This window comes from Streptomyces sp. MspMP-M5 (genome assembly GCF_000373585.1).
Lineage (GTDB): Bacteria > Actinomycetota > Actinomycetes > Streptomycetales > Streptomycetaceae > Streptomyces.
The window spans coordinates 144,485-166,934 of sequence record NZ_KB891940.1; the positions used below are offsets into that span (position 1 = coordinate 144,485).

Annotated in this window: 20 protein-coding genes and 2 tRNA genes; 11 read left to right on the forward strand and 11 right to left on the reverse strand. The window is 69.5% G+C overall.

What is annotated here, in order from left to right:
• Positions 1 to 24: 24 nt before the first annotated feature.
• The 8 genes from recF (at position 25) to B073_RS42130 (ending at position 9,782) form a co-directional block, all read left to right on the forward strand.
• Entirely contained in the window at positions 25 to 1,194 is a 1,170-nt protein-coding gene (gene recF / locus B073_RS0134790) for a DNA replication/repair protein RecF (protein WP_018542687.1), read from the forward strand.
• Positions 1,191 to 1,724, forward strand: coding sequence for a DUF721 domain-containing protein (locus B073_RS0134795; RefSeq protein ID WP_018542688.1), 534 nt, complete (start codon positions 1,191 to 1,193; stop codon positions 1,722 to 1,724). The genes recF and B073_RS0134795 overlap by 4 nt, the downstream gene beginning before the upstream one ends.
• 409 nt (positions 1,725 to 2,133) lie before the next feature.
• Positions 2,134 to 4,188, forward strand: coding sequence for a DNA topoisomerase (ATP-hydrolyzing) subunit B (gene gyrB, locus B073_RS0134800; RefSeq protein ID WP_018542689.1), 2,055 nt, complete (start codon positions 2,134 to 2,136; stop codon positions 4,186 to 4,188).
• Positions 4,189 to 4,238: 50 nt separating this feature from the next.
• The gene (gyrA, locus tag B073_RS0134805; protein ID WP_018542690.1) at positions 4,239 to 6,863 is read left to right on the forward strand and encodes a DNA gyrase subunit A; all 2,625 of its coding nucleotides are present in this window, start codon (positions 4,239 to 4,241) and stop codon (positions 6,861 to 6,863) included.
• Between the two features lie 15 nt (positions 6,864 to 6,878).
• Positions 6,879 to 7,550, forward strand: a complete 672-nt coding sequence (locus B073_RS0134810) for a DUF3566 domain-containing protein (RefSeq protein ID WP_018542691.1) — start codon at positions 6,879 to 6,881, stop codon at positions 7,548 to 7,550.
• A 100-nt stretch (positions 7,551 to 7,650) separates the two neighbouring features.
• A tRNA-Ile gene (locus B073_RS0134815) sits at positions 7,651 to 7,724 on the forward strand.
• A 243-nt stretch (positions 7,725 to 7,967) separates the two neighbouring features.
• A complete protein-coding gene (locus B073_RS48495) occupies positions 7,968 to 8,102 on the forward strand; it encodes a DLW-39 family protein (RefSeq protein ID WP_003958712.1) in 135 nt (44 codons plus the stop codon).
• 189 nt (positions 8,103 to 8,291) lie between these two features.
• Positions 8,292 to 9,782, forward strand: coding sequence for a hypothetical protein (locus B073_RS42130; protein WP_199788229.1), 1,491 nt, complete (start codon positions 8,292 to 8,294; stop codon positions 9,780 to 9,782).
• Between the two features lie 43 nt (positions 9,783 to 9,825).
• On the opposite strand, the gene B073_RS0134830 is transcribed toward B073_RS42130, so the two are convergent.
• Complete coding sequence (locus B073_RS0134830; RefSeq protein WP_018542693.1) at positions 9,826 to 11,217, reverse strand: serine/threonine-protein kinase; 1,392 nt, start codon at positions 11,215 to 11,217, stop codon at positions 9,826 to 9,828.
• A 79-nt stretch (positions 11,218 to 11,296) separates the two neighbouring features.
• Entirely contained in the window at positions 11,297 to 11,845 is a 549-nt protein-coding gene (locus B073_RS0134835) for a helix-turn-helix domain-containing protein (RefSeq protein ID WP_018542694.1), read from the reverse strand.
• A gap of 129 nt (positions 11,846 to 11,974) precedes the next feature.
• On the opposite strand from B073_RS0134835, the gene B073_RS0134840 reads away from it, so the two are divergent.
• Positions 11,975 to 12,047 (forward strand) — tRNA-Ala (locus B073_RS0134840).
• Positions 12,048 to 12,451: 404 nt separating this feature from the next.
• Here B073_RS0134840 and B073_RS48500 read toward each other — a convergent pair.
• Positions 12,452 to 13,639: a nucleotide disphospho-sugar-binding domain-containing protein gene (locus tag B073_RS48500; protein ID WP_018542695.1), complete on the reverse strand. Its 1,188-nt coding sequence runs from the start codon at positions 13,637 to 13,639 to the stop codon at positions 12,452 to 12,454.
• Positions 13,640 to 13,805: 166 nt separating this feature from the next.
• Here B073_RS48500 and B073_RS0134850 point away from each other — a divergent pair, with 166 nt between their 5' ends.
• Entirely contained in the window at positions 13,806 to 14,243 is a 438-nt protein-coding gene (locus B073_RS0134850) for a cupin domain-containing protein (protein WP_234025241.1), read from the forward strand.
• A 107-nt stretch (positions 14,244 to 14,350) separates the two neighbouring features.
• Here the strand turns inward: B073_RS0134850 and B073_RS0134855 are convergent, their stop codons facing one another.
• Positions 14,351 to 15,358 carry a Gfo/Idh/MocA family protein gene (locus B073_RS0134855; protein WP_018542697.1) on the reverse strand — a complete coding sequence of 336 codons (1,008 nt, stop codon included), beginning with the start codon at positions 15,356 to 15,358 and terminating at the stop codon, positions 14,351 to 14,353.
• Positions 15,355 to 16,710, reverse strand: a complete 1,356-nt coding sequence (locus tag B073_RS0134860) for an NDP-hexose 2,3-dehydratase family protein (protein WP_018542698.1) — start codon at positions 16,708 to 16,710, stop codon at positions 15,355 to 15,357. The genes B073_RS0134855 and B073_RS0134860 overlap by 4 nt, the downstream gene beginning before the upstream one ends.
• A gap of 180 nt (positions 16,711 to 16,890) precedes the next feature.
• Here B073_RS0134860 and rfbB point away from each other — a divergent pair, with 180 nt between their 5' ends.
• Positions 16,891 to 17,880, forward strand: coding sequence for a dTDP-glucose 4,6-dehydratase (gene rfbB / locus B073_RS0134865; RefSeq protein ID WP_018542699.1), 990 nt, complete (start codon positions 16,891 to 16,893; stop codon positions 17,878 to 17,880).
• 229 nt (positions 17,881 to 18,109) lie between these two features.
• On the opposite strand, the gene B073_RS0134870 is transcribed toward rfbB, so the two are convergent.
• From B073_RS0134870 to B073_RS0134895, 6 genes are all read right to left on the reverse strand, one after another.
• Positions 18,110 to 19,165, reverse strand: a complete 1,056-nt coding sequence (locus B073_RS0134870) for an NAD-dependent epimerase/dehydratase family protein (RefSeq protein WP_026248014.1) — start codon at positions 19,163 to 19,165, stop codon at positions 18,110 to 18,112.
• Complete coding sequence (locus B073_RS0134875; RefSeq protein ID WP_018542701.1) at positions 19,162 to 19,917, reverse strand: class I SAM-dependent methyltransferase; 756 nt, start codon at positions 19,915 to 19,917, stop codon at positions 19,162 to 19,164. The genes B073_RS0134870 and B073_RS0134875 overlap by 4 nt, the downstream gene beginning before the upstream one ends.
• Before the next feature lie 234 nt (positions 19,918 to 20,151).
• On the reverse strand, positions 20,152 to 21,060 hold the full coding sequence (locus B073_RS0134880) for an amidohydrolase family protein (protein ID WP_018542702.1): 909 nt from the start codon (positions 21,058 to 21,060) through the stop codon (positions 20,152 to 20,154).
• Between the two features lie 29 nt (positions 21,061 to 21,089).
• A complete protein-coding gene (locus B073_RS0134885; RefSeq protein WP_018542703.1) occupies positions 21,090 to 21,386 on the reverse strand; it encodes an antibiotic biosynthesis monooxygenase family protein in 297 nt (98 codons plus the stop codon).
• An 8-nt stretch (positions 21,387 to 21,394) separates the two neighbouring features.
• On the reverse strand, positions 21,395 to 21,715 hold the full coding sequence (locus B073_RS0134890) for an antibiotic biosynthesis monooxygenase family protein (RefSeq protein ID WP_018542704.1): 321 nt from the start codon (positions 21,713 to 21,715) through the stop codon (positions 21,395 to 21,397).
• 1 nt (position 21,716) lies between these two features.
• Positions 21,717 to 22,448 (reverse strand): SDR family NAD(P)-dependent oxidoreductase, encoded by a 732-nt coding sequence (locus B073_RS0134895; protein ID WP_018542705.1) that lies wholly within the window; start codon positions 22,446 to 22,448, stop codon positions 21,717 to 21,719.
• Positions 22,449 to 22,450 lie beyond the last annotated feature (2 nt).

Genomic DNA, 22,450 nt, shown 5'->3' on the forward strand with positions numbered 1-22,450 from the left:
AGCCGGGGAGGTCGGCGCGTAGCCATGCACGTATCGCATCTGTCGCTTGCCGACTTCCGCTCGTACGCCCGGGTCGAGGTCCCGCTCGACCCGGGCGTCACGGCGTTCGTGGGGCCCAACGGGCAGGGCAAGACGAATCTGGTCGAGGCGGTGGGGTATCTCGCCACGCTCGGCAGCCACCGGGTCTCCTCGGACGCGCCGCTGGTGCGGATGGGCGCGGACCGCGCGATCGTCCGGGCCGCGGTCGTCCAGGGCGAGCGGCAGCAGCTGGTGGAGCTGGAGCTCAACCCCGGCAAGGCGAACCGCGCCAGGATCAATAGATCGTCGCAGGTCAGACCGCGTGACGTGCTGGGGATCGTGCGGACGGTGCTGTTCGCGCCGGAGGACCTGGCGCTGGTCAAGGGCGACCCCGGCGAGCGCCGGCGCTTCCTGGACGAGCTGATCACCACCCGCTCGCCCCGGATGGCCGGGGTCCGCTCGGACTACGACCGCGTCCTCAAGCAGCGCAACACCCTGCTGAAGACGGCGGCGCTGGCCCGGCGGCACGGTGGGCGGAGGGGGGCACCTCCCGCGCGAGCGGATTCGAGCGTGGGGGCCGACCTGTCGACGCTGGACGTGTGGGACCAGCACCTGGCCCGCGCCGGCGCCGAACTCCTCGCCCAGCGGTTCGACCTGATCGCCGCGCTGCGGCCGCTGGCGGACAAGGCATACGAGCAACTGGCGCCCGGCGGCGGGCCGTTGGGGCTGGAGTACCGCGGCTCCGCGGGCGAGGTGCCGGCCGCCGGCAACCGCGAGGAGCTGTACGGCGTGCTGCTCGCCGCGCTCGGCGAGGCCCGCCGGAACGAGATCGAGCGCGGGGTGACGCTGGTCGGGCCGCACCGGGACGATCTGCTGCTGAAGCTCGGTCAGCTGCCGGCGAAGGGCTACGCCAGCCACGGCGAGTCCTGGTCGTACGCGCTGGCGCTGCGGCTGGCGTCGTACGAGCTGTTGCGCGCGGAGGGCAATGAGCCGGTGCTGATCCTCGACGACGTCTTTGCCGAGCTGGACACCCGGCGCCGGGAGCGGCTGGCGGAGCTGGTGGCGCCGGGCGAGCAGGTCCTGGTGACGGCGGCCGTGGACGACGATGTGCCGGGAGTTCTGGCCGGAGCGCGGTACGCGGTCTCCGGCGGCACGGTGGAAAGGGTGGAGCGGTGAGCGAACCGCAGCCGGAGCGGCCGAGGACCCCGGAGCTGTCCGGTGTGGACCTGGCCCGTCAGGCGCTGGTGGCCGCCAAGGAGCAGGCACGTGCCCGGGGCGCCGCCGCGCAGCAGAAGAAGCAGGCCCGGCGCGGAGGGCTGCGCTCGGGTGCTCGGGCCGACGGCCGGGACCCGCTGCCGCTGGGCGCCGCGATCAACCGTCTGATCACGGAGCGCGGCTGGGAGACACCGGCGGCGGTCGGCGGGGTGATGGGCCGCTGGCCGCAGATGGTGGGGCCCGAGGTGGCCCAGCACTGCGAGCCGCAGAAGTACGACGAGGACGCCCGTGTGCTGACGGTCCAGTGCGACTCGACGGCCTGGGCGACGCAGCTGCGGCTGCTGGCCCCGCAGCTGGTGGCCCGCCTCAACGCGGACCTGGGCCATGGCACGGTCAAAATGATCAAGGTGCTGGGGCCGGGCGGCCCCGGCCGCCGGTACGGACCGCTGCGCGCGCCGGGCAGCAAGGGTCCCGGCGACACCTACGGCTGAGCGCTCCCGCGCGGCGGGGCGGCGCTGTGGAGGGGGCGGTGTTTCACGTGAAACACCGCCCCCTCGCGCTGTCTTGGCCGGTCACGGGCCGTTTCACGTGAAACGGCGCACTCCTGTACGAGCCCTGTAAACCCGTGTGACGTATGAGACTCCGCTCATGGTCGCCGCCGGTTGACATCCCGAAGCGCTGAGTGCCCGCGTGAGCGTCCTGAGGCCCCGTCTCGCATATGGGGAGTCGGCGGACGTCAGTTCAGGGCGGCACATGACGACTCAGGCACCTGCAAACCCCCATGAGTGTCGGCGCTACCGGTAGACTGGTAGCAATCCCGCCCACTCGCGGAACAAGTCGAACGACGAGCCGCTCCCACCTGTCTTTCGCGGGGAGATCGCAACAGGTGCGGAAGGGCTCGTGCTGTGCCAGAAAGGGCGCTTCGTGGCCGACTCCGGCGACCTCAACGAGAACAACATGGCTTCTAGCGAAGAGGGGGGTTCGGCCGGCGCCGTGGGCGATTCCTCGGTGGAGAAGTCGTACGACGCCAGCGCGATCACCGTCCTCGAGGGCCTGGACGCGGTCCGTAAGCGCCCTGGTATGTACATCGGCTCCACGGGCGAGCGCGGTCTGCACCACCTGGTGCAGGAGGTCGTCGACAACTCCGTCGACGAGGCGCTCGCCGGGCACGCCGACACCATCGACGTGACGATCCTGGCCGACGGCGGGGTCCGGGTCGTGGACAACGGCCGCGGTATCCCCGTCGGCATCGTGCCGTCCGAGAACAAGCCGGCCGTCGAGGTCGTGCTGACCGTCCTGCACGCCGGCGGCAAGTTCGGCGGCGGCGGCTACGCGGTCTCCGGTGGTCTGCACGGCGTGGGCGTGTCGGTGGTGAACGCCCTGTCGACCCGCGTCGCGGTCGAGATCCACACGGACGGCTACCGCTGGACCCAGGAGTACAAGCAGGGCGTGCCCACCGCCCCGCTGGCCAAGCACGAGGCGACCGACAAGCACGGCACCTCGGTCACGTTCTGGGCCGACGGCGAGATCTTCGAGACCACCACCTACAGCTTCGAGACGCTGTCGCGGCGCTTCCAGGAGATGGCCTTCCTCAACAAGGGCCTGACCATCTCGCTCAAGGACGAGCGCCCGGACCACGTGGACGAAGAGGGCAACCCGCTCTCGGTGCGGTACCACTACGAGGGCGGCATCGTCGACTTCGTGAAGTACCTCAACTCCCGCAAGGGGGAGCTGGTCCACCCGACGGTCGTCTCCGTCGAGGCCGAGGACAAGGAGCGGCTGCTCTCCCTCGACCTCGCGATGCAGTGGAACACCCAGTACAGCGAGGGTGTCTACAGCTTCGCGAACATCATCCACACGCACGAGGGCGGCACCCACGAGGAGGGCTTCCGCGCCGCGCTGACGGGCCTGATCAACCGTTACGCGCGCGAGAAGAAGCTGCTGCGCGAGAAGGACGACAACCTCACCGGCGAGGACATCCGCGAGGGTCTGACCGCGATCATCTCGGTCAAGCTCTCCGAGCCGCAGTTCGAGGGCCAGACCAAGACCAAGCTGGGCAACACCGAGGTCAAGACCTTCGTCCAGAAGGTCGTCCACGAGCACCTCAACGACTGGCTGGACCGCAACCCCAACGAGGCCGCGGACATCGTCCGCAAGGGCATCCAGGCGGCCACCGCCCGGGTCGCGGCCCGCAAGGCGCGCGACCTGACCCGCCGCAAGGGCCTGCTGGAGACGGCGTCGCTGCCCGGCAAGCTGAGCGACTGCCAGTCCAACGACCCCACCAAGTGCGAGATCTTCATCGTCGAGGGTGACTCCGCCGGCGGCTCGGCCAAGTCCGGCCGCAACCCGGAGTACCAGGCGATCCTCCCGATCCGCGGCAAGATCCTCAACGTCGAGAAGGCCCGGGTCGACAAGATCCTGCAGAACAACGAGGTCCAGGCGCTGATCTCGGCCTTCGGCACCGGCGTGCACGAGGACTTCGACATCGAGAAGCTCCGCTACCACAAGATCATCTTGATGGCGGACGCCGACGTCGACGGCCAGCACATCAACACCCTGCTGCTGACCTTCCTCTTCCGCTTCATGCGCCCGCTGGTCGAGGCCGGCCACGTCTACCTCTCCCGCCCCCCGCTGTACAAGATCAAGTGGGGCCGGGACGACTTCGAGTACGCCTACTCCGACCCGGAGCGGGATGCGCTGATCGAGCGCGGCAAGCAGAACGGCAAGCGGATCCGCGAGGACTCCATCCAGCGGTTCAAGGGTCTCGGCGAGATGAACGCCGAGGAGCTGCGCGTGACGACCATGGACGCCGACCACCGGGTGCTCGGCCAGGTCTCGCTGGACGACGCGGCCCGCGCGGACGACCTGTTCTCCGTCCTCATGGGCGAGGACGTCGAGGCGCGCCGCTCGTTCATCCAGCGCAACGCCAAGGACGTCCGCTTCCTCGACATCTGAGCCCTGTCGGCCCGCACAACAGCCGCAGCTCGAAAGGACTTTGAACCACCATGGCCGACGAGAACCCCCCTGTGACCCCGGACGGCGTGACCGCCGAGGGCGCGCCCGCCGCCATCGAAGGCGTCGGAATGCGCGTCGAGCCCGTCGGGCTCGAAACGGAGATGCAGCGCTCCTACCTCGACTACGCGATGTCCGTCATCGTCTCGCGTGCGCTGCCCGACGTCCGCGACGGCCTCAAGCCGGTGCACCGCCGCGTGCTCTACGCGATGTACGACGGCGGCTACCGCCCCGAGAAGGGCTTCTACAAGTGCGCCCGCGTCGTCGGCGACGTCATGGGCACCTACCACCCGCACGGTGACACCTCCATCTACGACGCGCTGGTCCGCCTGGCCCAGCCGTGGTCGATGCGGATGCCGCTGGTCGACTCCAACGGCAACTTCGGCTCCCCGGGCAACGACCCGGCCGCGGCCATGCGGTACACCGAGTGCAAGATGGCGCCGCTGTCGATGGAGATGCTCCGGGACATCGACGAGGAGACCGTCGACTTCCAGGACAACTACGACGGCCGCAACCAGGAGCCGACGGTCCTGCCGGCCCGCTTCCCCAACCTGCTGATCAACGGCTCGGCCGGTATCGCGGTCGGCATGGCCACCAACATCCCGCCGCACAACCTCCGCGAGGTCGCCGAGGGCGCGCAGTGGGCGCTGGCGCACCCCGAGGCGTCCAGCGAGGAGCTGCTGGACGCGCTGATCGAGCGGATCAAGGGCCCCGACTTCCCCACCGGCGCGCTGGTGGTGGGCCGCAAGGGCATCGAGGAGGCGTACCGCACCGGCCGCGGCTCCATCACGATGCGCGCGGTCGTCGAGGTCGAGGAGATCCAGAACCGCCAGTGCCTGGTGGTCACCGAACTCCCCTATCAGGTCAACCCGGACAACCTCGCGCAGAAGATCGCCGACCTCGTCAAGGACGGCAGGATCGGCGGCATCGCGGACGTCCGCGACGAGACCTCCTCGCGCACCGGCCAGCGGCTGGTCATCGTCCTCAAGCGGGACGCGGTCGCCAAGGTCGTCCTCAACAACCTCTACAAGCACACCGATCTGCAGACCAACTTCGGCGCGAACATGCTCGCGCTGGTCGACGGCGTGCCGCGCACCCTCTCCCTCGACGCCTTCATCCGCAACTGGGTCACGCACCAGGTCGAGGTCATCGTCCGCCGGACGAAGTTCCGGCTGCGCAAGGCCGAGGAGCGCGCCCACATCCTGCGCGGTCTGCTCAAGGCCCTGGACGCGATCGACGAGGTCATCGCGCTGATCCGGCGCAGCGACACGGTCGAGGTGGCCCGCGAGGGCCTGATGGGCCTGCTGCGGATCGACGAGATCCAGGCCAACGCGATCCTGGAGATGCAGCTCCGCCGGCTGGCCGCCCTGGAGCGCCAGAAGATCACCGCCGAGCACGACGAGCTCCAGCGGAAGATCAGCGAGTACAACGCGATCCTGGCCTCCCCCGAGCGGCAGCGCCAGATCATCAGCGAGGAACTGGCCGCGATCGTCGAGAAGTTCGGCGACGACCGGCGCAGCAAGCTGGTGCCCTTCGAGGGCGACATGTCCATCGAGGACCTGATCGCCGAAGAGGACATCGTCGTCACCATCACCCGTGGCGGCTATGTGAAGCGGACGAAGACCGACGACTACCGCTCGCAGAAGCGCGGCGGCAAGGGCGTACGGGGCACCAAGCTCAAGGAAGACGACATCGTCGACCACTTCTTCGTCTCCACCACCCACCACTGGCTGCTGTTCTTCACCAACAAGGGCCGGGTCTACCGCGCCAAGGCGTACGAGCTCCCGGACGCCGGACGGGATGCCCGCGGCCAGCACGTGGCCAACCTCCTGGCCTTCCAGCCGGACGAGCAGATCGCGCAGATCCTGGCGATCCGCGACTACGAGGCGGCGCCGTACCTCGTCCTCGCCACCAAGGCCGGCCTGGTCAAGAAGACCCCGCTCAAGGACTACGACTCGCCCCGCTCCGGCGGTGTGATCGCGATCAACCTGCGCGAGCAGCAGGACGGCTCCGACGACGAGCTGATCGGCGCCGAGCTGGTCTCGGAGTCCGACGACCTGCTGCTGATCAGCCGGAAGGCGCAGTCGATCCGCTTCACCGCGACCGACGAGGCGCTGCGCCCGATGGGCCGGGCCACCTCCGGTGTGAAGGGCATGAGCTTCCGCGAGGGCGACGAACTCCTCTCGCTGAACGTGGTCCGGGCGGACACCTACGTCTTCACCGCGACCGACGGCGGCTACGCCAAGCGCACCGCGGTCGACGAGTACCGCGTCCAGGGCCGCGGCGGCCTCGGCATCAAGGCCGCCAAGATCGTCGAGGACCGGGGTTCGCTGGTCGGCGCGCTGATCGTCGAGGAGACCGACGAGATCCTCGCGATCACGCTCGGCGGTGGCGTGATCCGTACGCGGGTCAACGAGGTCCGGGAGACCGGCCGTGACACCATGGGCGTCCAACTGATCAACCTGGGCAAGCGAGATGCCGTCGTCGGCATCGCGCGGAACGCCGAGGCCGGCCGCGAGGCCGAGGAGGTCGACGGGCCGGACGCGCCCGAGGAGACCGACGCGCCCGAGGAGTCCGGGGCCACCGCAGCCGAGGGTGAGCAGCCCGCGGCGGAGTAGCACGAGGAGTAGGTCGTGAGTGGAGCCACGGGCGCTGCGACGGGAGACGCGGGAGTCGGTCAGGACTCCCCGGCGGATCCCGCAACCGAGAAGGAGCGCAGCGCCCGTGGCTCCGTCGCGTCCGACGGCACCCGGGACGAGGGCGCCCATGAGGGGGGAACCGTGAGCAACACCCGACAGCCGCAACCCCAGCCCCAGCCGCAGGGCGGCGCACAGCAGCCCTACCAGCCGCCCCAGGCGTACCGCACGGACGGCGACGGGGCCGGAGCCGCCCAGGCGGTGCGCAAGCCGCGTACGGGCGCGAGCACGGCCCCGCGGACGCGCAAGGCCCGGCTCCGGGTGGCACGCACCGATCCGTGGTCGGTGATGAAGGTGAGCTTCCTGCTGTCCATCGCGCTGGGCATCTGCACGGTGGTGGCGGTGGCGGTGCTGTGGATGGTGATGGACGCGATGGGCGTCTTCTCCACCGTCGGCAAGACCATCAGCGAGGCGACCGGCTCCGCCGAGGGCGGTGGCTTCGATCTCCAGTCGTTCCTCTCGCTGCCGCGGGTGCTGCTGTTCACCTCGGTCATCGCGGTGATCGACGTGGTGCTGGCGACCGCGCTGGCCACCCTCGGCTCCTTCATCTACAACCTGTCGGCGGGCTTCGTCGGCGGGGTGGAGCTGACCCTCGCGGAGGACGAGTGAGCGCCCCGTGAGGGGCGGCGGCAGAGGGCGTTCCCAGGGCCTGGGGAACCGATTTTGGGAACGCCTCTGAAGTGCGCTAATCTTTCGGTGCAGCGAACGAGCGGCTATAGCTCAGACGGTTAGAGCGCTTCCCTGATAAGGAAGAGGCCCCAGGTTCAAGTCCTGGTAGCCGCACCGCGCAGTCGGCCCGGCCGGAGAATCCTCCGGCCGGGCCGATGCTTTTGCCGCCCGAGGACTTTCGGCGGACGGGGAACCGCCGCCGGTCGTGATTCGTTGTGAAGGGGCGGGAGTTGGGGCCTTCGGGCACCTCCGGACGGGGTGTTGCCGAGTACGGCCTAGATAACCGATCGGTATCGGCCGGTGTGTATCATCGGCCGACATAGGGTCCCCTACGTCAACGAAAGACGAGGTCGCGCGGTGAAGAAGCTTCTCCTGGTCGCACTGGCCGCCATCGGCGGGCTCCTCGTGTACCGCCAGATCCAGGCGGATCGCGCCGAGCAGGATCTGTGGACGGAGGCGACCGACTCCGTGCCCGCAGGTTCGGGTGTGTGAGACCACACGCACAGCAAGCCCAGTTCGTATGGACCCCGGTTGCCCCAAGGGCGACCGGGGTTTCGTGCGTACCGGGGGCGGGCACGCGGCCCCTGGTTTGCTATCGCACATTGATGGGTTGCAGCGGCAAAGTCGCTGGCCGTGACGTCGATGTCCGGGCGTGACCGGCGGACGCGAGGGGGACGAGACATGGCACGACCACCACGCACGGGGACGGTGGCGCAGGGGAAACGCCCCGCTCGGACGACGTGGAGAGCAGGGGGAAGGGCGCTGGTGGTCCTGGCCGCCGCGGTGCTCCCGGCCGCCGCGGCACTCCCGGCCGTGGCCGCGCCACGGACGGCACCGGCCACCGGGGGCAGCGGACTGGTGGCGGTCCTCGACTCCTCCGGCCGGTACGACGACGCCCCGGACGCCGCGTCGCTCACCCGCCAGGTGCAGCGCGCCGGTCAACCCGCAGCGGACGGCTACCGGTTCCGGGGCACACCGGTCCGCGGCACCGAAGGCCGCCAGGGCGCCCCGGGCGTCGTCCCCGGGCAGTACCTCGACAGCATCGGCCCCAACGAGAAGCGGTTCTACGCCGTCGACCTCGACGCGGAGTCGGTGGGCGACTTCTCGGCAACCATGGTGCCGCCGTCCGGCGCGACCATCGACTACCGCGACACCCTGCGCACCCAGATCGCGTACGGCACGGACAGCAGCTGCGCCTCGTCCACCGCGCTGTTCGGCCAGCGGGCGGGCGCCACACCGCTGACCTCGGGCGTCAGCCGCATCCCGACCCGGAACGGCACCGGGACCTGCGACAAGGCGGGCCGGTACTGGCTGGTCGTCGAGCGTCACGCGGGCACCGGCTCGGACGCCGCGCGCTGGCCGGTGGAGCTGACGTTTCACGTGGAACATCCGCTGGCGAAGGGCGTCACCCCCGCGCAGCCGTCGCCGCAGTACGGAGCCGGCGGCAAGGACGCCACGCTGCCCAGCACCCCGCCCAAGGCCGTCACCGGCGGCACCGGCTTCAACGACGCCAGCCCGCTGGGCCCGGGCGTCTGGCGCGACCAGATCCTCCCCGCGCAGACGCTCTGGTACAAGGTGCCGGTCGGCTGGGGCCAACAGCTCCGCTACGACGTGGAGTTCGCCGACGAACCGCGGTCGCACGGAGCCTCCCCCGTCGCGTTCGGCAGTACCCAGGTCTACACGCCGTACCGGGCACCGGTCGGCAGCGGCACCGGCGTCTTCAACCCCCAGGTGCCCTACACCGGGCGGTCGGCCAAGCTGAGCATGGGAACGGTGCCGGTCTCCTGGACCAACCGCTACGAGACCCACCCCAACGTCATCCCCGTCCACGTCAACGGCGACTTCTACATCGCGGTCTCGCTCGGCGCCCGCGCCGCCCAGATCGCGCAGAAGCCGCAGATCGGCGTGGTGCTGAGGGTCGCCGTCCTGGGCCGGGCGAAGGACGGCCCGGAGGCCGGCGCCGCGGTGACCACGGGCCAGGCGTCCGACGGCGGTTCGGGCCCCGGCGCCACCGGTGCGGCGGGCGGCGGACACTGGTCCGGGCTCCGGGTCACCGGGGTCTCCGTGGGCGTGCTGGGCGTTCTGCTGCTGGCCGGGCTGGGCATGGCGTACGTCCTGCCCCGGCGGCGGCCGCGGCCGGGCCGTGCGGGCGGCGGGAGCGGCGCGGGGTGAGCGCGCCGGGCGGCCCGGTGGGGCGGCCGCCCGGAACGCCCGGTCAGCCGGCGAGCAGCGCCCACACCCCGATCGCGATGCACACCAGCGCCACGACCAGGACCGGAACGGCGACCTTCGGGGGCGGGCCCGGCCTCCGTACAGCCGCGGCCGGCGGCACCGCCGGCACCCCGGCCCCGCCGGTCGGGCGCTGTCCGGTCAGCGGCGGCTGCCCGGTGGTGTACGGACGGGTCGCGGACGCCTCCGGGCGGGCCGCCGTCGTCGGCTCGTAGCGCGGCATCGGCGCGGGGGAGGGGGCCGCGGCCGGGGCCGGCGGCGGGGTCCGGGGCGGCGTGGTCGGCGGGGCCGGGACGGTGCCGCGCGGCGGAGTGGCCCGCGGCGGCGCGGCGGCCGGTGGGGCCGGCGGCGGGGTGCTCGGCGGTGGCGGGACGGACGGCTCCGGCGGCGCGAGGTGGAAGCTTCCGGTGGTCGACGGGGACGCGCCGCCGCTCTCCCCGGCCCCGGCGTCGGTCACAGTGGTGCCGCCGGTGGTGTCCGCGCCCGGCGCGGGGCGCAGCGGCCCGTCCGGACCGAACCCGGCCGGCAGCGGCCCGATGTGGTCGAAGACCTCGATGACCTCGTCCTCGAGCGTCGCCTCCGGCAGCAGCTCGGCCGCCGCCAGCAGCGCCTTCCGCGCCCCCGTCGCAGTCCTGAACCGGGCGTCCGGATCCGGGTGCAGCAGCGACGCCAGCACCTGCCACAGCGGCTCCGGCACGTCCTCGGGCGCGTTCGGTATGCCGCCGCTGTCCATGAACCGCCGCACCAGCGCCTCGGTGTCCGGCTTGGCGCCGGTGAGCAGGCAGAGCGCGACCAGCCCGGCCGCGAACAGGTCCGCCGGGAAGTCCGGTTCGGCACCCAGCATCTGCTCCGGCGCGAAGTAACCCGGCGTCCCCACCACGTAGTTGGCCTCGGTCAGCCGCGGCTCGCCCTTGCGCATCGCGATGCCGAAGTCGGACAGCCGCAGGTGCGGACGGCCGGTGCCGGTGGCCTCCAGCAGGAGGTTCGCCGGCTTGATGTCCCGGTGCACCACGCCCTCGGCGTGCACCGCGGTCAGCCCGGCCAGCAGCTGGTCCATCAGCGTGCACACCATCCGCGGCGGCAACGGGCCGTAGTCACCGATCAGATGGGCCAGCGAACCGCCGTGCACCAGGTCCATGGTGAACAGCACCTTGTCGTCGTCCGCGGCCCAGCTCGCCGGGGCCAGGACGTGCGGATGGTCGATCCGCAGCGCCTGTTCCCGGACGAAGCGCAACAGGGTGTGCGCGTCGCTCTGCTGGAGCACCTTGGCCGCCACATAGCGGCGGCGCCGCTGGTCCCAGGCGCGCCAGACGGCGCCCACCCCGCCCCGACCGATCGGGTCCACGAGCTCGTACCGACCGGCGAAGATCTCACCCATTGCGCCCCGTCCGCTGCTGGATCCCGACTCCTGCGGCCAACTCCGCGGCGGCCGCCCGCGCTTGCCCAGTCGACGGGCTCTAGCTCTGGTGCGCCTCGTAGTGGGCGACCGCGTCGGCGGTACGGCCGGCACCGTAGACCCGGAGGAACTCGGCCAGTTCGGGATGGGTGGCGGTGAGGCTGTTCGCCGCGTCGATGATGTCGCCGGCGTCGGAGACCGACCGCAGCAGCGACTGGATCTCCCGCACCACCCGGCGCACGGTGGTGGCGCCCGTCGACGACGTGGTCTGGGCGGTGTTGTTCAGTACCGAACCGCCCGCCGTCTTCTTGATCTCCTCCATCCGGTCGGTCGCCTCGGCGGCGCTGACCCTGCCGTCCGCGACCTGACCGGCCAGCTCCTGGAGCGCCTGCACCCGCTGCACCACGGCCGGGTTGCCTATCTTCGCGCGCTGCCCGCTCATCAGCTGGGACAGCATCGGCGCCGACAGGCCGAGCACCGCTGCCAGCCGGGCCTGGTTCAGCCCGAGGTCGTCGATGAGACGGCGGAACAGCGCGCCCAGAGGTTCCCCGTACCAACTGCGCTGGAGCTCCCGGGCCCGCGCGGTGGCTTCCTGCTGTGCTGCATCCATGCCGTCTCCCCTGTATCCCCGATCGCGCTTCGCTGCCGCGAATCTCGCGAAGCATCCTACGGAGAGCGACGGTGCGCGGCGATACCCGGTCGGGAAAGCAGCCCGACACCGGGTACCCTGTTCGGCGAAGGGGCCTTAGCTCAGTTGGTAGAGCGCTGTCTTTGCATGGCAGATGTCAGGGGTTCGACTCCCCTAGGCTCCACTTGTGGAATGCCCTCTGAACTGCGGAAACGTAGGTTCAGGGGGCTTTTGGGTGCGCATACGGTGCACACGTGCGCACCGTATGCGCACATGGGAGGGGAGGAAGCCCCCTCAATTTCAACGGGTGCAGGCGTCCCCGAGCCTCTCAGGGATCCCTGATGATCCCCCGATCCCCGTGACGGGCACGTCCTTGCGAGAGGGCTGGGAGCGGCTTGCCGTTTCCTCATCGTTTGACACGGTAAGTGTGTCCGAGGAGGCGTACAGCATTGGCGAAGGCCCGGCGACGCCGACTACGAGCGGCGTAAGGGCCTGCTTTCCGCGCCCCGGACTCCTCTCCCCGGACTCAAGATCCAAGTATCGAGGTGCCCACGATCCAGGTGTCCACGATCAAGGTAGAAGGTCCGTTCACTTCCCGAAGTTCGTCCATGCGCCGGTGGCGTTCCGGAGGTCGTGCGCAAGCTGGGTGGTGACCGCAGCCGGTGTGGGGAGCGCCAGGTGGGCCTGGTGCAAGCGGTCCGCGCACTCCTGATGCCCGGCCAGATTGTCGAGGAACTCGTCGAGTGTGTCGGCCAGGGTGGCGTCGTCCAGGTCGTCGGGCCACAAACGGCGTCCACTCCCGGTGGCCTCCACCTGCCTGGCGTTGACGATGGCATCGGCCGCCCAGGCCAGGATGAGTTGCGGGACGCCGTAGCTCACTGCGGCCATGGTGGTGCCCGCACCGCCTTGATGGATGATCGCTGCGCAGCTCGGCAGCAGCAGGTGCAGGGCGACAGGGCCGACGTGAATGACATTGTCGGGCAGGGAAGTGAAGCTGTCGCGCTGGTCGTCGAGTACCGCGACGACAACCTCGATGTCGCGACCGGCCAGCGCCGCCACGATGCGGGGTGCCAGAAATGCCCGCTGCCAGCCGAGTTGGTGCAGCGAGCCGCCCCAGGTGACGACGATACGCGGTCGCTGTGCCGGTTTACGCAGACGGTGTGGCAGTTGAGCGGGTCCGTTGTAGGGGACGTACCGCATGCCCTGGCGGGGCAGGTCGGCGGCTACCTGCAGCTGCGGCGGGCACGGGTCCAGCGTCAGGTCACCGAATGCGTTGGCCTCCTGCAACTCCCGCCGCGATGTCAGCCCGCCGAGGAGGTCCTCCTCGCTCCGCTCGGGGTCTGTGATCGAGGCGAGGAAGTCGGTCGCCCAGAGCAGGCGCAGCGCAGGGATGGCGAAGTCTCGCGCGATACCGGGACCGAGGTATGCCATCGGCTCGTAGACGACGAAGTCCGGGCGCCAGTGTGCCGCGAAGCGATAGGTGTCCTCGGCTATGGCGATCGCACAGTCGGTTGCCGCCTGCACGGCAGCCGCGCCCCGATGCTCGATCGCCGAGGGATCCAGGGAGTCGTGCCGATGTGCTCTGCGGAGTTGTTCCTTGACGTCGACGTCCTTGCCCACCGGGAGCGCGACCAGTCCGGCCTGGGTGATCGTCGAGGCGAATGAAGGCTGCGCGGCGACGACCACCTCGTGACCTGCCGCACGCAGCGCCCACCCGAAGGGCGTCATCGGATACAGATGCGAGCCCCAGGGCCACGTGATGAACAACGCACGCATCGTTGCTGCCTCCATCTGTGCCGCCGTCCACGAGCATCTTCCGCGGCCGGACTCCGGAACTGATGGTGTCCCGCTGGTCGGCAAGGTCCCCAGTGCGTTCCCAGCGGTGTTCGACCGAGTCGTCCGACGATGAGTCGACTGTGCGACGAGACCGGGAGGAGCTGCGGTGTCACAGACCAACCGTGCCACGGTGGAGAAGGTCCGATTCAGCGATGTGCCGCCGAATCGTCGCAGGGGAGGTGAGATCAGAGTTGGACTGAGCCCGAGCACCGTCGGCTCGGTGTCGGGGTTCATGGGAGCGGTGACGCTTGAACCGGGCGATTATGTCTCCGAGCACTACCACCCGTATTCCGAAGAGTTCCTCTACGTGGTCCGGGGGCAACTGGTCGTGACTGTGGACGGTGCCGACATCGATCTCGCCCCTGACGAGGGGATCATGGTGCCGATCGGTGCAAGGCACCGCCTGGTCAACCACGGCAGCGAGTCGGCGCTTGCCGTGATCCATCTCAGCCCGCTGGCACCGGAGCCCAGGCTGGGCCATGTGGACACCGAGCCACTGCCCAACCCGGACGAGCCGACTCTGCACGTCGCAGGCAGTGACTGACTTTGTCGGCGCGATGCCGTCGAGCTGAGGCCGGTCTCAGCGAGACATCCATCGACGAGGTCGCCGGCGCCCGATCAGCATCAGCACGGCCACCGCTCTCCTGATACTCACGTCCGTCCTTCGATCGCCATGACCCGTGCCCTGTCACGAACGTGGTCGACGAGCCGGGCCTGTTCCAGAAAGTCGGTCTCGCCGTACCGCTGGATCTGCGACCCCCGGGCCTGTGCGACGAATTCCGAGATCGTCGTCATGAACTGGTCTTCTGCAGGAACGACGACTTCACGCCCGCGATCCCCACGCGCCAGCCGAATCACCGGACTGAACGCCGGAGGCGGCGTGTACGCGCGGTCGACCGACAGTACGCCCTCGCTGCCCCACAACTGATAGCTGCACCGATAGGCATGCTCGAACCCGAAGGTGACGTGAGCGGCGAGGCCGGATGGTGAAGAGAGCAGAGCGTGTCCCGCGACATCCACACCTCGCGCCGGATCCGTCTTCTGCGAGGCACCCACGACGGTCAGCCCGGCGCCGAGGAATCGGGTCGCTGCGTACAGCGGGTACACACCGACATCCAAGAGCGCACCGCCGCCCAGGTCGCTGGCGTATCGCACATCTGTTGCGGGCCGCGGCGGAATACCGAAACACGCCTCGATACCGCGCAACTCACCGATTTCTCCCGCCGCGACCAGCTCGGAGACGGTCGCGTGCAGCCGGTGACGGGCAGCGGTGAGATTCTCCTGCAGGGTGAGTCCAAGCCGGGTCGCCATGGCAGTGAGGGCGAGAGTTTCCGGGTGACTGGTAGTCAGCGGCTTTTCTGCCAGCACGTGTTTGCCCGCGGCCAGTGCAGACTCGATCCATTCGGCGTGCAGGCCGGTCGGCAGTGGAACGTAGACGGCATCGATGTCATCGCGTCGGAGCAAGTCGTGATAGTCACAGGCAGCCGTTTCCCCGAAATGGGCCGCATAGTGTTCGGCCTTGCCCGGTGTGCGGGAGGCCAGCGCGACCAGCCGCGCGGTGGGGGTGGCGAGGATGGCCGGAATGGTTCGGCGCACGGCGATATCAGCGCAACCGAGCACGCCGAAGCGTAGTGGCGGCTGCTCGGCGTCGTCGGTCATCCACCGCACCTTACGGCCTGCAGGCAGGCCAGCAGGCTGCGGGCTTCGACATTGACGTAGTAGCTGTGCCGCAGCAGGGCCTCAAGCTGGTGGACGCTTGCCCAGCAGAACTCCGGCGGCAGTGCCACCGGAAAGTCGTCGCCGGCCTCGACGAGCATGTACCGGTTTTCGGAGTGGTAGAAGCGACCACCCTCCTCGGTGAGGATGGTGTCGAACAGGATGCGGTCCGCACTGGCGCCGAGAACATAGTCCAGGAAACGCGGCGAGCGATGCGGAAAGTTCGCGGGAGTGCACTGCACGGTCGGTCCCAGTTCCGCAGCATCCAGTACTCCGGCCTGAAAGCGGGCCTGCACTGCGAGGTGGGCGATACCGTCGAACTTCTTGACGACGAAGGCCACGACGCCCTGCCCATGGGGAGAGAGCATCGGCTGGTCCCACTCGAGGACCTCCCGGCCGGCGGCGCTGACGGAGACACCAATGATGTCGAAGTACAGCCCCGAATCGTGTGTTATCCGCTCCCGCCCGTATCGCCATCCCTCGATGCCTCGCAGGGGAACCTGTCGGGTCGCGACTTCGTTCCTGCTCTTGACCTCGGTGAACCACCGGAGCAGGCGTGTGGTGTCGGGCTCGTCGCGATCCTCGCCTGGCAGACACGACAGCACCGAGCGGGTGTCCATGTTGACCAGCTGCTCGACCCTCAGGAGCCGCCGCAGATCGCGGACGTCTATCCATCGGTAGCCGTCGTCGACTGCGATGTCCTCCTCGACCAGGACGACCATGTTGCGATTGCGCTTGCGCAGGAACCACGAACCTTGTTCGGACTGCAGAACATCGACCAGGACGGTGTTGTTCTGCGGATCCACGAAGTACTCGAGATAGCGGGTGGCGCTGCCGTTGTGCGCCCGTGTGTAGTTGCTGCGAGTTGCCTGAACAGTCGGCGACAACTGCAGCATCTTCGCGTTGCCGGGTTCCATCTTCGCCTGTATCAGGCATTGCAGGGCGCCGTTGTGGTTTCGGACCAGAAGTCCGAGGAGACCGATCTCCGGCTGGCAGATGATCGGCTGGCTCCACTCGGGAACGGTGCCGTGCGTCGTGCGGGTATGCAGTCCCTCGATCGTGAAGAATCGGCCGCTGCTGTGCTCGATGTTCCCGGTCGACGCGTCCAGGTGCCAGGACCGCATCTGCCCGAGCGGGATTCGGTCGACCGAGCACGAGGTCGCGTGCACCCGGCTTTCGAACCAGGCCAGGAACTGCTGGTCGACTCCTGAGTCGACCAGTCCCGCCCATCGTTGGAGCACGTCAATATCCCAGGTCTGCCGCGTGGCCGAGCTGTTTCCGCGATATTGGCGCATCGGTGTGCCTCCGCTCCTCAAGTCAAGGCCCTCGACGGTCCACAGTCCGCAACCGTGCTCGTGGATGGCTGGGGTGCGATTGGAGGGGCCGCGCCATGAAGTGTTTCGACAGCAGTGGGACATTCGGCCAGGAGGACGCCGTATCCGTCCGACGGTTGGGTCGCCTAAAATGTTGTCCTTATGCGGATACTCGTCACCGGCGGAGCCGGCTTCATAGGGTCGCAGTTCGTAAGGGCAGCTCTGCTCGGTGAGTTGCCCTCGGGCACCGGCGCTCGGATCACGGTCCTGGACAACCTGACGTACTCGGGCAACGAGATGAATCTGGCGCCGGTCGCCGAGCACCAGGGCCTGGACTTCGTGCGCGGCGACATCCGCGACCCGGCGGCCGTGGACGAGGTGATGGCCGGTCAGGACGCGGTGGTGCACTTCGCCGCAGAATCGCACGTGGACCGCTCGATTGTGGACGCCTCCCCGTTCGTGACCACCAATGTGCTGGGCACGCAGGTATTGCTGGACGCCGCGCTGCGGCACAAGGTGGGCCGGTTCGTCCATGTCTCGACCGACGAGGTCTACGGCTCGATCGCCGAGGGCTCGTGGACTGAGGACGTACCGCTGTCGCCCAACTCCCCGTATGCCGCGTCCAAGGCCAGCTCGGACCTCTTGGCGCTGGCCTACCACCGTACCCACGGCCTGGACGTGACGGTGACGCGCTGTTCCAACAACTACGGGCGTTACCACTTCCCGGAGAAGATGATCCCGCTCTTCGCCACCCGCCTGCTGGACGGCCGCAGCGTGCCGCTGTACGGGGACGGCCGCAACGTCCGCGACTGGCTGCATGTCTCCGACCACTGTCGCGGCATCGACCTGGTGCTGCACCGCGGCCGGCCGGGCGAGGTCTACCACATCGGGGGCGGCACCGAGCTGTCCAACCGGGAGCTGACCGAGCGGCTGCTGGCGGCCTGCGGGGCGGGCCAGGACCGAATCCGACACGTCGCGGACCGAAAGGGCCACGACCTGCGGTACTCCCTGGACATCTCGAAGATCAGGGACGAGCTGGGGTACGAGCCGCTGACCGGCTTCGACGAGGGGCTGGCCGACACGGTGGCCTGGTACCGGGACAACCGAGAGTGGTGGGAGCCGCTGACCGCCCGGGCGGAACTTCCGGTGTGACGCACTGGCTGGTGACGGGGCCGGCGGGATGCCCGGAGGGGCCGGCTCGACGCCGAATTCCGAGACTGAAGGGACCGGAGCCCGGGCACGGGAGTCTGGCTCGTACTGCAGCCGGAGACCACATGACGTCGTCTCCGGCTGGTCGCAGACCGGCCGCCAGTACCCGGCTCCCGGACTCGACGGCTTCCGCGCCGCCCCGGCCGCCCGTCAAGAGGCCGCCACGACAGCGTCAGGACGGCAGCCCGCTCATCGGAGCCGTCGCGAACTCCTCCATCCCCTCCTCGAAGCTGATCCGGGGCCGCCACCCGAGCTCGCGGATGATCCGGTCAGGCGAGGCCACGATGTGCCGGACGTCGCCGATCCGGTACCTCCCGGAGACCACAGGCATCGGGGCCCCCGCTGCCTTGGCGAGGGCGTGGGCGACGTCGCCGATGGTGTGCGGGGTGCCGCTGGCCACGTTGAACGCCCGGTGCCCGCTGCCCGTCCACCGCTCAGCGGCCAGGCTGGCCTCGGCGACGTCTTCGACGTGCACGAAGTCGCGCATCGGCCCGCCGTCCTCGTAGACCACGGGTGCCTCTCCACGTGCGACGGCACTGCGGAAGACCGCCGCCACGCCTGAGTAAGGGCTCTGATAGGGGATGTCCGGCCCGTATACGTTGTGGTACCGCAAAGAGACGGCCTGGCCCCCCGTATCGTTGGCCCAGACGCCCACCAGGTACTCCTGGGCGAGTTTCGTCACCGCGTAGATGTTGCGGGGAGGGTCGAGCGGGTCGTCCTCGCTCACCGCGCTGGACACGAGCTCGGTGCCGCATTCCGGGCAGCGCGGCTCAAACCGCCCCGCGTCCAGATCCTCGCGACTGCGCCGACGTGGCAGCACCCGGCCGTGTACGGCGCAGTCGTAGCGGCTGTCGCCGTAGATCGCCACCGACCCGGCCAGCACCAACCGCCGTGTCCCGGCCTCGGCCATGGCGACGAGCAGGTTCGCCGTTCCCAGGTCGTTGCAGCTGACGTGGTGGGAAGCATCCAGGATCTCCCGTCCCCGTCCGATCACGGCCGCGTGGTGGCTGACCATGTCGACGCCGTGCAAGGCGGTCTCGACGGTTTCCCGGTCGCGCACGTCCCCCAGGACGAACTCCACGCCGTCGGGCAGCGGTGGGGGAACGCGCTGCCGGTGCGTGTCGCTCAGCAGCGCGTCCAGGACTCGTACCTCGTGTCCCGCCCTGGTGTAGGCCCCGACGACACGGCGCCCGATGAACCCGGCTCCTCCGGTCACCAGCACCTTCACGGGCGGGGCCCAGCGTTGACCCGGCATGCGAAGCCCATGAAGTACCGCTCCTTGCGTACCTCCAGCACCTCGTCGAAGACCGAGCGCAGCACGGCCACGGCCTCGTCGCTGGGGGTGAGCTGGGTACGGTAGGCGCCGGTCTTGAGACGACCAGCCGATGCCCGGATGATCAACGCCGTGCCCAGGAACGAGGCGGTGCGCGTCAGGTGGGCCGCAACGCCGTACCGCTTCCGCTGGAACTCGTGGAAGTGGTCGCCGGTCCACAGGTTGCCGATGAAGATGCCGCCAGGCTTCACCATGGAGCGGAGCCGGGTCAGCACCTGCCTGAGGTCTCCGAGGTGGTGGATGGCGTCCAGGCACTGCACCAGGTCCGCCTGTTCCAGGTCGTTGTCGGCCCAGAAGTCGCCCTCCACCAGCCTGAGGTTGTCGTGCTTCACCCGCTGTGCCGTGCGTGCCAGGCCCTCGGCGGAGATGTCGATCGCGGTGATCTCGGCAGCGGGCGTCAGCTTCGCGGCCATATCGGTGAACTCGCCAGTGCCGCAAGCGACTTCGACGACGGACTTGGCGTCCTGCCCGTGGGTACGCAGCAGGTCGGCGATCGTCTCCTTCTGGGTCAGGAACTCGGGTCGCAACTGCACGTGCTGCTCGGCTGCGGCGCGGTCCCAGAAACGTGCGGCCCAGTACTCCCGGCCGTCCGGGGGAAAACCCTCCAGCAGTGCTCTGCCGCTTCGAGCGAATACTTCTGCCAGCATGTCCGTCCTCCCGGAGCAGTAACTCGACACGAGAAGCGTCAGGCGCCCACCTCGAGGGGCGGTCCAGCCGTGGTAGTCCACGTGGCTCTGGCGACCCCTGCGTCCGGCCCACCGAGCGCGGACGACGCATGCCGAAGGCCCGGCACACCGTTGTGGTCGGCATGCCGGGCCTCTGCGGGTCCGCGCGAATCATCCCGCGGTCGGCTCCTTCCGCACGGCCGCGTCGTCCGCGCCTTACGACGCCCCGAACAGGCGTAGCGCGTTGTCACGTCCGATCAGCCGGCGGGTGTCCGCCGGCAGGGTGTCCAGCGCCTGGGCACACGACGCGACAGGCCCGGCCGGCGCGGCACACCAGTCCGTCCCGAACAGGATCCGCTCTGGATCGGCGACCGCCCGGAGCAAGGTCAGCGCTGAGGCGCCCACCAGGGCGGTGTCGTAGTAGAAGCGCCGCAACGCGGCCCTCAGCCGGGCCGGTTCGATGCCGTAGAAGGCATCGCCGAGCACCTCGATCCGCTCGGCCGCGTACGGCAGGAAGCCGCCGCCGTGCGCCAGAACGAAGGAGATGTGCGGGTACCGCTCCAATGCGCCGGACCTGATGAGACCTATGGCGCCGCGCGTGGTGTCGAGCAGGAAGTCGGCCAGTACGGGGGGCGCCGCCTCGACCGGTCCGCCCGGCAGCGTCATCGGGTGCACGAGCACCACGGCGTGGCGGCGGTCCAGCTCGGCGAGCAGCGGTTCGAACAGCTCGTCGCCCAGGTAGTGGGATCCCGCGTGCGGCACCAGGACAACCCCGTCGGCCGCGAGTTCGTCGTAGACGAAATCGAGCTGGGCGAGGGCCTCGTCGACGAAGGGCATGGGCAAAGCGGCGAGCAATCCGAACCTGCCGGGGTGGTCGGCCGCCAGTTCGGCGACGGCCTCGTTGGCCCGGCGGGTGAACGAGGCCGCCTGCCGGGCGTCGCTGAACAGGTCCCCCGGGATCGGGTTGGACACCACGGCCCGTTCGATGCCGTGGGCCTCCATCACCTCGAAGGTGCTCTCCAGGGACCAGGGCAGCTCGAACCGGGCGCCGTTCTCCCTCATGAGTGCGGCGATCTTCGGCACGATCGCGTGATGGTGCACATCGATGCGGCGCGGAGCGCTCATCGTTTACCTCCTGTGGCCGTCGGCCGGTGTCAGTACTCCGCCCGGACCTCGTACAGGCCGAACACCGATCCGGCCGCCCGGTTCTGGTACGGCCGCAGCGGCGCCGTCGCGTCGCGGTGGTGTGGCCCGTTCTCCCACGCACGGAAGGCGTCCGTGTCCCGCCACTCGCTCAGCACGGCCCACTCCTCCGGCACGGCGAGGCCCTGGAGCAGCTCGTTGCGGAGCAGGCCAGGGGTACCCTCCAGCTCGCGGCTGACGCGGTGGTAGAGGTCCTCGACGCGGTTCTCCTCCCCGGGAGGGACCCGTAGGTGGAGCAGAACCCGCACGCTCCCCTTCATTCGGCACCGCCCTTGCCGGCGAGGCGGTACAGCATCCGCATGGTCGTCATCTCTCCCGCGGAGCGGTACGGCGCCAGGGATCTGCGGTGTTCTTGGTGGCCGGTGCTGCGTTCGTAGGCGAGAAAGGCCTCCTTGCTGACCCAGTCGCTCACGATGTGGTAGGCGCCGTCCCCCTCGCCGCGGGACAGTTCCTGGCCGGTGTTGCCCGGGTTGTCGGCTATGCGGGCCGCGCCGGCCAGCCATGCCTCCTCGAACTCCTTCTCCATACCGGGCTGTATGGCCATCCGCAAGGTGACGCGGTAGAGCGGTTCCGCCATCTCAGATGCCCCCATCGACACTGACGGTGGCGCCGGTCATGTAGGACGCCAGGTCGCTGGCGAGGAATACCACCACGTGGGCGAGCTCCTCGGGTGTGCCCAACCGCCCCAGAGAGGTCATCTTCTGATACCGGGTGCGCACCTCCTCGGACAGCTCGGCCTCGGTCTGGATCACACCCGGGGACAGGACGTTGACGCGGACGCCACGGGGGCCGAGCTCCTTGGCCAGCGAGCGGGTCAGGCCGATCAGTCCGGCCTTGGCCGCGGTGTAGTGGGCGCGATGGTGGATGCCCGCCAGTGCCGAGCCCGAGCCGACGTTGATGACCGAGGCGCCGGGGCCGAGCAGTCCGACGGCTCGGTGGACGACGTCGTAGGCGGCGGTGAGGTTGGTGTCGAGGATCTCGCGCCAGCCGTCCATGCCGAGGTCCTCGATGGGGACGTGGGTGATGCGGCCCGCGTTGTTGACCACGACATCGAGTCCTCCGAGGCGTTCCCGGCAGGCATCGACGAGGCGCTGGACGTCTTCGGTCCTGCTGACGTCGGCCGTCACGAAGTGATGGTCGCCGGGCGTGGCCGCAAGCTCGCGCGCGAGGGCGTCGGCGTCCTCGCCGCCGGTGCGGGAACACGTGAGTACGCTGGCTCCGGCCTGCGCGAACGCGCGGGTGATGGCGGCGCCGATGCCACGCGTTCCACCGGTGACGAGGACGCGCTTTCCGGTCAGGGATATGTGCATGG